The sequence below is a fragment of the Micromonospora sp. NBC_01699 genome (genome assembly GCF_036250065.1).
Taxonomy (GTDB): Bacteria; Actinomycetota; Actinomycetes; order Mycobacteriales; family Micromonosporaceae; genus Micromonospora_G.
On record NZ_CP109199.1, the window covers coordinates 8,224,104 to 8,235,544 of the forward strand.

General features: G+C 69.2%; 10 protein-coding genes, 2 tRNA genes and 1 pseudogene. 8 read left to right on the forward strand and 5 right to left on the reverse strand.

All coding sequences use genetic code 11. The features are described 5' to 3' along the window. Window positions 1-222 precede the first annotated feature (222 nt). Window positions 223-1,737 carry a peptide deformylase gene (locus tag OG792_RS34300; protein ID WP_329106025.1) on the forward strand — a complete coding sequence of 505 codons (1,515 nt, stop codon included), beginning with the start codon at window positions 223-225 and terminating at the stop codon, window positions 1,735-1,737. A 363-nt stretch (window positions 1,738-2,100) separates the two neighbouring features. Here the strand turns inward: OG792_RS34300 and OG792_RS34305 are convergent, their stop codons facing one another. Then, on the reverse strand, window positions 2,101-3,219 hold the full coding sequence (locus OG792_RS34305) for a globin domain-containing protein (RefSeq protein ID WP_329111611.1): 1,119 nt from the start codon (window positions 3,217-3,219) through the stop codon (window positions 2,101-2,103). Between the two features lie 208 nt (window positions 3,220-3,427). Here OG792_RS34305 and OG792_RS34310 point away from each other — a divergent pair, with 208 nt between their 5' ends. Beyond that, on the forward strand, window positions 3,428-4,198 hold the full coding sequence (locus OG792_RS34310; RefSeq protein ID WP_329106027.1) for a CPBP family intramembrane glutamic endopeptidase: 771 nt from the start codon (window positions 3,428-3,430) through the stop codon (window positions 4,196-4,198). Between the two features lie 108 nt (window positions 4,199-4,306). Here the strand turns inward: OG792_RS34310 and OG792_RS34315 are convergent, their stop codons facing one another. Next, entirely contained in the window at window positions 4,307-4,987 is a 681-nt protein-coding gene (locus tag OG792_RS34315; RefSeq protein ID WP_329106029.1) for a hypothetical protein, read from the reverse strand. Between the two features lie 843 nt (window positions 4,988-5,830). Between OG792_RS34315 and OG792_RS34320 the strand changes: the two genes are divergently transcribed. Then, window positions 5,831-5,921, forward strand: a tRNA-Ser gene (locus tag OG792_RS34320). A gap of 35 nt (window positions 5,922-5,956) precedes the next feature. Then, window positions 5,957-6,029: transfer RNA gene (locus OG792_RS34325), tRNA-Arg, on the forward strand. A gap of 1,006 nt (window positions 6,030-7,035) precedes the next feature. On the opposite strand, the gene OG792_RS34330 is transcribed toward OG792_RS34325, so the two are convergent. Together OG792_RS34330 and OG792_RS34900 are read right to left on the reverse strand one after the other, a co-directional pair. Next, a complete protein-coding gene (locus tag OG792_RS34330; RefSeq protein WP_329106032.1) occupies window positions 7,036-7,512 on the reverse strand; it encodes a hypothetical protein in 477 nt (158 codons plus the stop codon). Window positions 7,513-7,740: 228 nt separating this feature from the next. After that, window positions 7,741-7,878 carry a DsbA family protein gene (locus tag OG792_RS34900; protein ID WP_442932348.1) on the reverse strand — a complete coding sequence of 46 codons (138 nt, stop codon included), beginning with the start codon at window positions 7,876-7,878 and terminating at the stop codon, window positions 7,741-7,743. A 96-nt stretch (window positions 7,879-7,974) separates the two neighbouring features. Here OG792_RS34900 and OG792_RS34340 point away from each other — a divergent pair, with 96 nt between their 5' ends. Then, window positions 7,975-8,202: a hypothetical protein gene (locus OG792_RS34340; protein WP_329111629.1), complete on the forward strand. Its 228-nt coding sequence runs from the start codon at window positions 7,975-7,977 to the stop codon at window positions 8,200-8,202. Then, window positions 8,199-8,387, forward strand: coding sequence for a hypothetical protein (locus OG792_RS34905; protein ID WP_442932349.1), 189 nt, complete (start codon window positions 8,199-8,201; stop codon window positions 8,385-8,387). The genes OG792_RS34340 and OG792_RS34905 overlap by 4 nt, the downstream gene beginning before the upstream one ends. 455 nt (window positions 8,388-8,842) lie before the next feature. Here the strand turns inward: OG792_RS34905 and OG792_RS34350 are convergent, their stop codons facing one another. Beyond that, the gene (locus tag OG792_RS34350) at window positions 8,843-9,868 is read right to left on the reverse strand and encodes a C40 family peptidase (RefSeq protein ID WP_329106036.1); all 1,026 of its coding nucleotides are present in this window, start codon (window positions 9,866-9,868) and stop codon (window positions 8,843-8,845) included. 291 nt (window positions 9,869-10,159) lie between these two features. Here OG792_RS34350 and OG792_RS34355 point away from each other — a divergent pair. Together OG792_RS34355 and OG792_RS34360 are read left to right on the forward strand one after the other, a co-directional pair. After that, window positions 10,160-10,783 (forward strand): annotated as a pseudogene (locus tag OG792_RS34355) (cation diffusion facilitator family transporter). A 79-nt stretch (window positions 10,784-10,862) separates the two neighbouring features. Further along, window positions 10,863-11,438, forward strand: coding sequence for a copper resistance CopC family protein (locus tag OG792_RS34360; RefSeq protein ID WP_329106038.1), 576 nt, complete (start codon window positions 10,863-10,865; stop codon window positions 11,436-11,438). The last annotated feature ends 3 nt before the right edge of the window (window positions 11,439-11,441 follow it).

Here is an 11,441-nt window from a genome sequence, read left to right on the forward strand (position 1 = left end):
TGAAATCCACCGGTACGTCCGGCGGGCGGGTACCCGAACGGGTGACAGGTAACCGGCAGTGATCGAGTGGCGGGCTCGGAAAGGGCCCTGAGCAGGGCGGCGAGCCGCGATAGGATCGATGATGATGAAAGAATTGTCAAGCCAAATGTCGTTAACGCGGCAGTTCTGCCCCGTTGGGTGAGTCGGCCAGCAAACTGGGATACCCGGCCCCTTAGGAACCAGATGACCACCTCGCCCATCGAACGGGCTGCCGACTCGTTCGCGGCCGAACTCTCCAAACGGCGGGTCGAGCGGGGCATGACCAAGAAGCAGCTCGCCGCCCGGATGGGGTTCGACCCCTCCTATGTCAGCCACGTAGAGGGCCGGCGCCACCGGCCCACCGAGGACTTCGCCCGCCGAGCCGAGGCCGTACTCGGCGCGTCCGGTGCGATCTGGCAACGCTTCCAGGAGTACGACGAACTCCGGCACGCCCGGACGAGCCTGACCGCCCATCGGGACCCGCCCGTACCCGAGCAGTGGTTGCCGCCCGGCACCGGGCTCATCGTCGAGCAGGAGTCCGCCACCCTGACATACCAGGAGAAGTCCTACCGGTGTGTCATCCGTCGCGCGCTCTACAACGCCGGCACCGAACCCGTCACCCGCTACCTGGTCCGGGTGGCCGTCGACCGCTACCCCAGCGACCCCGGACGATCCAACCGGCACCACCGCGACCACCCGCTCACCTTCGCCGAGCTCGACCTCCAGGCGTTCTGCGGCGACGAGGGCGAGCCCGAGCCGATGGACTGGCGCAAGAAGCACGACCGGGACGCGTTCAAAGAGGTGTGGCTGCTCTTCGAGAACGCCAACGGCCGCTTCCCGCTCTACCCCGGCGAGCGGGTCACCATCGAGTACGCGTACACCGTCGGTGAGGAGAAGTGGGGTCCCTGGTTCCAGCGGGCCGTACGCCTGCCCACCCGGCAGCTCTCCGTCCGGCTGAACCTTCCGCTGGACCTCGACCCACAGGTGTGGGGGGTGGAGACCACCCTGTCGGCCGAGGAAGGCCCCCTCCGTACGCCCCTGCTCCGGCACGACGCCGACGGCCGGGCGGTCTTCGACTGGTCGACCGAGGAACCCCCGCTGAACGCCCGCTACCGCCTCGAATGGCGCTACCGGGCCCAACCCACCGTCGACACCGAGCCCGAACCACGGGCCAGCGACCGGATGCGGGCCGCCGGCATCGTCCAACGCGGCGCGGCCCTGCTGCGGCAGCCGGCCCAGCCGTTCGAACTGCCCCGGGACGAGGCCACCGCCCGCGACGTCGTCTACCAACTCCGCGCGGCCCTGCACCGGCTGGACGAACTGCACCCGTTCAGCAAGGGTGTCGGACTCGCCGCACCGCAACTCGGCATCCCCTGGGCCGCCGCGGTCGTACGCCCGCCCGACCGGGACGCCGAACCGGTCGTCCTGCTCAACCCGCGCGTCGTCGACGCCGCCCGAGACACCGACGAGCAGTACGAGGGCTGCCTCTCCTTCTTCGACCAGCGCGGCCTGGTGGCCCGTCCGCTCCGACTCGACGTCGAACACGCGCGATGGGACGGCGGACGGGCGATCACCTCCTTCGAGTTCGCCATGGCCCGACTCGTCGCCCACGAGATCGACCACCTCGAAGGCAAGCTCTACATCGACCGCATGGACCCCAACATCCCCCTCGTCCCGGTCGAGGAATACCGCGAAACCGGCAGCCCCTGGCGGTACTAGATTTCTGGGCCTCGCTCCGCTCGGCCGGCTCGCTCCGCTTCGCGCCGCCCAGTGCGGTGACTTCGTCCTGCGGGCGACGAAGGCTTCGCCTCGTCGTCCTCGGACGAAGACACCGCGGCGGCGCTCGGTCGACTCGCGACTCCGGTTGCGGTGGGGTGGGGTGGTGGGGCGGCCGGCTGGTGTGGGGTGAGGTGGGGGCGACAAATACAGAGAAAGAGTGGCTATTTCCGGGGGGGGAAGCCACTCTTTCTCTGTATTTGGGGTGGGTGTGGGGCTGGGGGCCGGGTATCGGGCCCTGCCGGCAGGGCCCGATACCCGGCTGGGGGGAGGGGGCTGGGTGTCAGGGGTGGGCGTGGTGGGGGGTTAGAGGTCGCCGAAGGTGTCGTAGCGGATGTTGGTGGGGGGGACGTCGTGTTGGGCCAGGGTGCTCAGGATCGAGCGGACCATCGGGGCGGAGCCGGAGACGAAACAGTCGTGGGTGGTCCAGGGGCCGTACCGGGACAGCACTTCCGCGAGGTCGCCGCGCTCGCCGGTGAACTCGTCGTCGACGCTGCACGAGGGCAGCACCGACAGCCAGGGGTGCCGGGCGGCGAGTTCGTACAGCTCGGTGAGGCCGTACAACTCGTCCTGGCTGTGGCCGCCGAAGAAGACGTGCACCCAGCGGGTGCGGTTGTAGAGCGTCAGCTCCTCGACCAGTGCCTTGATCGGGGCGAGGCCGACACCCCCGGCGACGCAGAGGATGTCCCGGTTCGACTTGCGGTCCAGGACCATCGAACCCATCGGGGCCGCCAACCGGAGCAGGTCACCCGTCTTGATCTTGCGGACCAGGCTGCTGGAGACCCAACCGGCGCCGACCGCCCGTACGTGGAACTCCAGCACGTTGTTCTCGGTCGGCGCGTTCGCGATCGAGTACGTACGCCACAGTCGCGGCTGGTAGCGGGGGACCTCGATGCTGACGTACTGGCCGGCGCGGTAGTGCAGCGGAAACTGGAGCGGGCGGCAGGTGAAGACGGCGACGTCGCGGCCCCGTCGTTCGTGGGTCAGCACCTCGGCATGCCAGAACGGGGGATTGGCGGCGTCGTCGGCGGCACCCGCGATCATCTTCTCCGCGATCAGCGCGTACGCGTCCCGCCACGCCTGGTCGTACTCGATGGTCCACTGCTCGCCCCCGGCGGTGCGCAACGCCACCTGTAGCGCCTCGCCGACGAGCGCGTAGTGCTCCGGGGTGACATGGTATTTCCGGTGGTCGCGACCGAGCCCGCGCAGGAAGTCGGCGAACCGCTCCGGATCGTCGAGCGTCTGCATCGAGGTGATGATCGCCTCCAGCAGCCGATCCCGCTGGCCGTCCATCTGTACGGGGAACAGCTCACGCAGTTGCGGGTTGGAGAGGAACAGGCGGGCGTAGAAATGTCCTGCGATCTTGGCCCGGTCCTCCTCGACCAGGGTCCAACTCTCCTTCAGCACCTGCGCCAGGTTGTCCATTGCGCCCTTCTCGATGACGACGTGCGGCCGGCGCACGTGCGAGCTTCTCGGATGGCGGGACCATGGGGCTGTCCGTCCCGATCAGGATGGGCACTCTCCGTGGATGTTGGTCGCACAGAATGTGCGATCGACTCCGGGGCGGTGGTGGCGAATGGAACTTCCGGCCCCGGAGGCGGTCGATCGCCACGGTCTGAGGCAGAGTGGTCGGGTGACGGTTGAGCTCGCCCGGCCGGTGTCCCGCCGGACCCTCGGCACCGAGGTGCTGCTGGTCCTCGGTGTGTCCCTCGGCCAGTCCGCGGTCTACGCGGCCGTGAACATCGTCGGCCGGCTCACCGCCGACCGGCCGCTGTCGCAGCAGACCGCGACACTCAACGCGTCCCAGTCCGCCCGACCCTGGCTCGACCTCACCTACCAGTCGCTGAACATCGCGTTCGCACTGGTTCCGGTGCTGCTCGCCGTACACCTGCTCAACCGCGACCGGGGCGATGCCCGACTGACGCTCGGCCTGGATGCCCGCCGACCGGGCCAGGACCTGGCCCGGGGTGCGGGCCTGGCGGCCCTGATCGGGCTGCCCGGCCTCGGCCTGTTCTACGTCGCGGCCAAACTGGGGATCAACGTCTCGGTCGTCCCGGCCGCTCTGCCCGACCTCTGGTGGACCATTCCGGTGCTGGTGCTCGCCGCCGCACAGAACGCGATCCTGGAGGAGATCGTGGTGGTCGGTTACCTGGTGACCCGGCTGCGCGATCTCGGCTGGCGGGTCGGCGCGGTGATCGCGACGAGCGCCCTGCTACGCGGTTCGTACCACCTTTACCAGGGCTTCGGCGCGTTCATCGGCAACGCGATCATGGGCGTGATCTTCAGCCTCTTCTACCTGCGGACGAGGCGGGTGCTGCCGCTGGTGGTCGCGCACACACTGCTCGACGTGGTCGCCTTCGTCGGCTACTCGGCGCTGCCGTCGAGTTGGCTCGACTGGCTGTAGGCGACACGGCCGACCACGTTCGGATCCCGTCCCGACACGTTCGGATCTCGTCCCTGCCGTCATCGGATCTCGTCCCGGCTCGACCGGATCTCGTCTCGGCTGGCAGGTTTACTCCGCTGTGGGTGCCGGGCGGGCGGCGTTGGTGACGGCGGCGCGGTAGCGGGTCACCGCCCGTGCGGCGAGCCGCTGGGCGGCGGCCGAGTCGCCGGCTGCGGCGGCGAGCATCGCGGCACCGGGCAGTAGCCGTGCCGCGAGCCGCAGCAGCACCCAGCCACCGGCCTGCGCGGTGAGCGGTGCGGCAAGTCGCCAGCCCGCCTCCGCCAGCCGGTGCAGGCCGCCGCCGTCACCGTCCGGCGTGGCCGCGATGGCGGCGTCGAGCGCGTCGCGGGCACTGCGGTCGTCCGGATGCACCTGGGTCAGGACCAGCAGGTCGACGGCACGTTCCGGGTGGGTGGGGTCCAGGCCGTGGGCGGCGGCGAGGTGCAGCACCAACTCGGCCTGGGTCCAGGAGACCACCGCCAGCTCGGCGAGCGGTGCGAACAGGCCGGCGGCGGCCGATGCCGCGCCACCCGCGCCGGCCAGCCGGACGAACCGGGTGGTGACCAGCCGGGCCAGGCCGTCGGTGGTCGCGGTGGGATAACTGCCCCGGGTACGGGCCGACCACGCCTCGGCGGTGGGCCCGAACGTGCGTACGGCGGCGAGGGCCAGCAGTTCGGGGGTGAAGCCGGGGTGCTCGAACAGCCGCGTGCCAATCGGCGCTACGGGCCGGCTCGACGCTACGGGTCGCACCGGTGCTATCGGTCCCGTCGGCGCTATCGGTCCCGTCGGCGCCGCCTGGGCGGGTACGGGCGGTGATTCGGCGGGTTTGATGGATGTCGCCGCCTTGGCGGTTTTGACGGTCTTTGTAGCCTTTGCAGGCTTTGTGGTGGCGGCCTTGCGAGGGGTCCGCTTGACCGGTGCCGGTAGGGGTGTGGATGCCGGGGTGGCTGCGGCGTCGGGGACGGTTCCGAGGTCGGGTCCGGGTTGGGGTGGGGTCGGGGCGGAGGGGACGGCCCTGTCGGTGGTTTCGGCGTGGGCCGGTTGCTTCGTGGTGGCCTTCGCCGACGTGGTCGCCTTGCGAGCAGGGGTCGACTTCCTCGGCGCGGTCGCCTTTCGGGGGGCGGTGACCCGGGCCGGCTCGGGCTGGGGCGTCGGTGGTTCGGTGGTGACGCCGGAAGCTGGCCCGTGCTCATCCGGCTCATCCGGCTCGACGGGAGGCGGCGCTGGGCGCGGCGGCTGCTCATCGGGCGGGGGCTGGAAGAGCACCGCCGGCGCTGCCCCGGCCGTACGCGCGGTGGCGGTCGGTGGTGGGGCGTCCGGCTGCGGCGGGGCGGTGAAGGCCGCCCTCGGCGTACGGGAGCGGGGCGCCGACTTCGCCTGCGGTCGGCGGCCGGGCGCTGGATCGGTGGGCGGCTGCTCCTCCATGCCCAGCGAGCCTAGTCCGGTTGACCGAGCTTCACCTCCCGGAAGTTGTGCGTACGAGCCAGGTCCGCCGTGTCGCGCACGCCCGCAGCACGGCGGACGGGATACTCGCTTTGCCTCTCCCGGTAGGGGACCTGTATTCTCGATCGGCGGTGGTCTGCTGACCACCGGGGAGACTTCGCCTAGTCTGGTCTATGGCGCCGCACTGCTAATGCGGTTGGGGTCTTAAAGCCCCTCCCGGGTTCGAATCCCGGAGTCTCCGCGCGAGATTGGCTTGTGTATGCTGATCGAGCACCTGCGCCCGTAGCTCAACGGATAGAGCATCTGACTACGGATCAGAAGGTTAGGGGTTCGAGTCCCTTCGGGCGCACAGCATCAAAAGGGGTCTGACCTGCCGAAACGGTGGTCAGGCCCCTTCGCTGGTCTGTCCCTTGTGGATGATTGGGTGCTCGGTGGGTGCTCGTGCGACGAGCATCCCTCACGTCCTGCTCTGTCCGGTGGACCCGTGCCTAGTCCGGCTGGGTTTGATCATGGTGTGCCCTGTAGGCACGGAAGCCCAAATAGTGGGACATGGTGTTCCCTGGGTGGAGTGCGGCTACGGCCGTAACCAAAACGTGACAAAGTACTACTAGGTGCGCGGGCCGGGAGCGGGGCATCATCGCCGACTGCACCACCCGCATGACCGACGGGGTGCGCGGGTCGACCGCGGGGTAGCCGGCCGACCGGTACGTGTCCACGGTGGCCTCGGCGCGGAACCGCAGCATCCGGTCGAACGGGGTGAGTCGGCCGGTGGCGGCTCGACCACCGGCACCACCTCGCCCGAACCGACCAGCGCCACCATCGCGTCCACACCGGTCTCGGTGACGCCGGCCACCAGCCGCGCCCACGGCGCCAGCCAGTCCGGCGAGATCTCCAGCGCCAGCACGGGCCGCGCAACCGACCCTCGGCGTCGTCGGGCCGGACCGTCAGGCCGAGCCGCCCGGCGGAGTCGGTGGCCAGGTACCGGACCCGGACGTCGCGGAAGGCACCGAGTTCCCCGCAGATCGCGAGACCTCGCCGACCAGACCGTCCCAGAGTGCCCCGGCCGGACCCCAGTTCCTCGTGCCCCCGCCCGTCGGCGCAGCCGATGAACTCAAGCATCCGGTCCAGACCCTGGTCGCCGAGCCGGTCCCAGCGGCGCTCCCAGCCGAACCATTCCCGGCTGTCGTCCAGCCTGGCCGTGTCCCGGACCAGCACCGGATGCCGGCAGCCGAGGATGGACCAGGGCTGCGCCGGCCACAGTCACCAGTGGTCGACGTCGATGTCCGGGCTCAACTCGGACGAGGTCATGTACCGCCGCCCATCGTCTTGCAACTCGGTGGTGCATGCGGCCAAGCTCAGGTGGGCGCAAGCCATTCGGCCACCCTGTCGGTGAAAATCACCTCATAGGGAAGACCTTGTAGGTCTTCCGCGGTCACATCCAGGCCGCGAGCCCGAGCTAGCTCGGCCAGCCTTGACCAATCGTGTTCCTGCTCCATTGCGCACTCTTCATCGTCGGGAAGCACGGCGCTCAAAATTTGCTGGGTGATGCTTTTCCGAGTCTCGACGAGCGGTACAACACCACCTGGGACACCGGTTGACCTAGCAGTGACACTGAACCCGCGTTCCGCATGCAGGAGCACGCGCCGGCCGTCCTCCAGCGTCGCGAACTCGCTGACTATGAAGCTCCGGGTACTCGCATCCTCGGGGTACTCCCCAAGCAGATCGCAGCTGGCGCCCAGGCCAACAACACGGCCGGGCTCGACCCGGGGAAGATTCTTGGGAGCACGGTAGGCGCCCGGGGCCGGGCGCCAGCCGGCTTCTCCGCTGCTCACTGTCTCGCTCCCGAAGCTCCTGTGATCGCTCCTGCTGTCACTTTGCAAACCGTGCCACCTGATCACAAGTTACGGGCGTCGCTGTGACAGCGGCGGTTGTTGGTCAGGGGCTACATTCGAGGTCCGCGTGTGGCCCGTAATGCATCCCGGAAGGGTCGGCGACACCGTTCAGATCGACATCAGTAACCACCTGGGCGGTTGCACTGGCGGGCGTAGGTCCGGTGGTGCTCACCGCGCCAGTTCCCGATCCAACAGGGCCACGAAGGTGGCGTGGTCGGGCAGGCCGTTGATGGGCGTGCCGTTGATGAAGAAGGTGGGGGTGCCTCGGACGCCGAGGGTGGCCCCGTCGCGTTGGTCGGTTGCCACCCGCTCGGCGAAATCCGGGTCCTGGGTAGGTGTCCCGAATCGTTCCACGGAGCCGGCGGCGGCGCGCCGTGGTCGTCGAGTCCGACAACGGGACACATGCCCTTCGAGATCCCGACAACCCTCGGTACGCGACGTAACCTGGCGGCCGCGAAGGTGTCCCCCGTCGAGGTCGAGACCGGCGAAACCGTCAGCCTGATCTTCGGGGAAGACGCCGTACGGGGTCACCCGAGCATCACCCCGGCCGCCTCTACCGATTCGGCGGTGCAGCGGCGGTCACCGCGTTTGGTCTCGCCGCTGTCGCCAACGCTGTCGCCGATGCCGTGAACACGACGCTCGGTGTCGGGCTGGCGATCACCGCGGCCGTCCTGCTCGTCACCGGGGCGGTTGGCGTCGTCGCCGCCTGGACCATCACCACCCGCATCGAACGCGCGGCGCGTCTCCCGGGTGCACAGTCGATGATCAGTCCCCACGACGTGCATTGGGGCAACAGCGATGTGCTGAGCGGGTGAGTGACGGTCACGTTGAGCTTCGAGACCGGCGAAACCCGCCGATTCAGTGCCAACGGCGTGACCGGCGTGCGGCTGGCGCAGCAGTTCGGGAAGCTTCTCGGCGCAGCCGCGCCTGAGCGACAGGGGGTCGCCCACACCCGAACCACCAGCGCAGACCGTCACGACGGCACCCGCTAGCGACCCCGCCACCGTACGATGCTCGCGGAGCGGGCGGCACGACTTCCGTCCGGGACACCGCGGGTACGATCCGGGCAGGGCCAGGCGAACATCGCGCGGTAACACCAGTTCGCTGGTGCCCCAGGAGCCGAACGTGACACTGCCTCGCCGCGCGGGAGCTGGGCCGGCCCGCGCGGATCGGGCAGCGGGATCCGCGCGGGCGTACTGGTACGGGTACCTCATCGTCGACCGACCTGACGTCCACCTCGGGCGGGGGATCGTGACGAGGAGAAAGGGGATCAGCCCGGGCGTCGGAATCCGACGACGGGCATGACGTCGATGCTGCTCATCTTGACGAAATCGCCGGTGCGGGGGGCGTGCACCATCAGGCCGTTGCCGACATACATGCCCATGTGGTGGAGGTCGCCGTAGAAGAACACCAGGTCGCCGGGGCGGGCCTGGGCGCGGGGAATGACCTTGCCCTCGGTCCACTGCTTTCCGGTGTGGTGGGTCAGGGAGACCCCGGCCTTGCCCCAGGCGAACTGGGTGAGACCGGAGCAGTCGAACGAGTTCGGCCCGTTGCTGGCCCACACGTACGGCTTGCCGATCTGGGCGCACGCGGTCTTCACCGCGGTACCCGCGGGACCCCCGATGTAGGTCGCGGGACAGGGCCCCTTGCGCAGCGCGCCACCGGCGGTGCTCGATCCGTACGCCGCCTGCCGCAACTGCTCCAGCCGCTTGATCTCCCCGTCGATCTGCTTGCGCTTGCCGGCCAGCTCGGTGTCCTGCTTCGTCTGCTGCGCGATCAACCCGTCGAGCTTCGCCTTTTCGGCGTTGAACTTGTCCCGGGCGGCGACCACTTCCGTGATCTGCTGCTGCTCCTCGCGGGCCAGCCGGTCGAGAAGCGTCAGCTGATCGGTGAGCATCATCGGGTCACCGCTGGCCAGCAACGCGTTCAGGGTGGATGACGGGCCGCTGCGGTAGTACCGGGAGGCGAGCTCGCCGACCCGCCCGAGGGCCATGTCGACCTGAAGTGCGAGCGGTTGGATCTTCCGCTTCAGCTCGTCGGACTTCTTCCGGTTGACGAGCAACTGGCTGTGGACCTTGTTGTACTCCTCGATGGTCGGCTCAAGCTGTTCCCACTGCTTGTCCATCTGCGTTTCGATCTCCTGCGGCGTGGGCGCCGCGTGCGCGATGGCGCCGGGCGCCAGGCCGACACAGACGGCCGTGGCGATTAGCAGCAGGCCGCGGAGCGTTCGCAGTGGCCTGACGTGAGGGGCGATCGGCCGATCCGGCGAGCGGGACTGGGTGGGCGGGTTTGCCACCAGTACGACTCCTTAATTGATTGACCGTCGGGGTGCCTCTCCGGGGGCTGAGGAGGGGGAGGCCGACGCCCCACAACCGGTCGATGCCCCACATTAGGGAAGGGTCCACTCCGACGCAAGATAGGAGATAGCCTGCCCGGTATAGGAACACAGGGACCCTTGGTGGTGGAGGTCGTTGTTAGTCGGGCCACGGGCCACGCGCTCGCTTGGGAGTGCGGGACCGCAGCGTCGAACCGAACCGATCCGCTGCTCTCCGGAGTCGACGAACACCCTGTTCGATCCAGCTGTCTCATGCGCATCGCAGTCAATCCAAGCTTGCGTATGCGGCACCGCAAACGCCTCTGGACGGCGTTCGTCGTCCTGGCCGTGTTCATGCTGGTCGAAGGCGCGGCAGCCTTCTGGACCGGATCACTGGCGCTGCTGTCCGACGCCGGGCACATGTTCACCGACATGCAGGGCATCGGCATGGCGTTGGCGGCTCGAGGTCGTCGGCGACCTACTCGGCTCACTCGGGGTGATCGCCGCGGCCATCATCATCGCCACCACCGGGTGGCTGTACGCCGACCTCGTCGTAGCGGTCGCGGTGGGCCGTTCATCCTCCCGCGCACCTGGTAACTGGGCCGGTCCGCGGTGCGGGTACTGGTACAGGCGGCACCGGAGCACCTCGACGTCGGCGAGGTCGAGACCCGGCTGCGGCAGGTGCCGGGCGTCACGGACGTCCACGACCTGCACGTGTGGACCCTGACCTCAGGCATGGACGTGGTGTCGGCGCATCTCACCCTCGCCGAGGGAGCCGATTCGGCCACCGTGCTCGCCGACGCGCGCGAGCAACTGCATGAGGGTTTCGGCATTGACCACGCCACCCTTCAGGTCGAGCCGCGCACCGCGGCGCAGGACTGCCAGGACTCCTGGTAACGGCCGGGAACTTCCCCGCAGTCCGCAACGACTACCCGTGGGCCACCCGTCCCCGCAGGTCACAGGAGTTGACGAAGAAATGCGCCCGCTGCGCCGAGTCGTGGCCGTCCTCGCCGCCTGCGTGATCGCAGCGGTCATCGCACCGTCCCCGGCCTGGGCACACAACTCGCTCCGCACGTCGACCCCCGCGAAAGGTGCGACCCTCGACGTGCCGCCGACGCAGGTGGTGTTGGAGTTCGCCGAGCGCCTGGACCCGCAGTTCACCACCATCGCCGTGACCACGGCGCGGGGGATGGCGGTCACCGTGGGCAAGCCGGTCGTCGACGGGGTACGCGGCACCCAGGCCCTGACCCAGCCGCTGGCCGCCGGCACATACACGGTGGCGTTCCGGGTCGTCTCAGTCGACGGCCACCCCGTACAGGGATCACAGGTTTTCACCCTCACCGCCGCTGGCGTAACCCCGACAACCCCGACCCCCGCGTCAATTGCCGGGTCACCAACACCAACACCACCTGCTGCCGCCGTCACCGCAGCTGACAGCGCCACAGGCCGATCCGGCTCCGCGCTGGGATGGGGCCTCGGCGCCGCGGCACTGGTGGCCGCTGTCGGGGGCGCCGTCAGCGTCCTGCTGCGGCGCAGGACCAGCCGGTCGTGACCA

Bases quoted from the DNA above. Each gene is read 5' to 3' on its own strand.
- OG792_RS34305 (WP_329111611.1), bottom strand. From the start codon at position 3,219: ATGGACAACCTGGCGCAGGTGCTGAAGGAGAGTTGGACCCTGGTCGAG.
- OG792_RS34360 (WP_329106038.1), top strand. From the start codon at position 10,863: ATGCGCCCGCTGCGCCGAGTCGTGGCCGTCCTCGCCGCCTGCGTGATC.
- OG792_RS34300 (WP_329106025.1), top strand. From the start codon at position 223: ATGACCACCTCGCCCATCGAACGGGCTGCCGACTCGTTCGCGGCCGAA.
- OG792_RS34340 (WP_329111629.1), top strand. From the start codon at position 7,975: ATGCCCTTCGAGATCCCGACAACCCTCGGTACGCGACGTAACCTGGCG.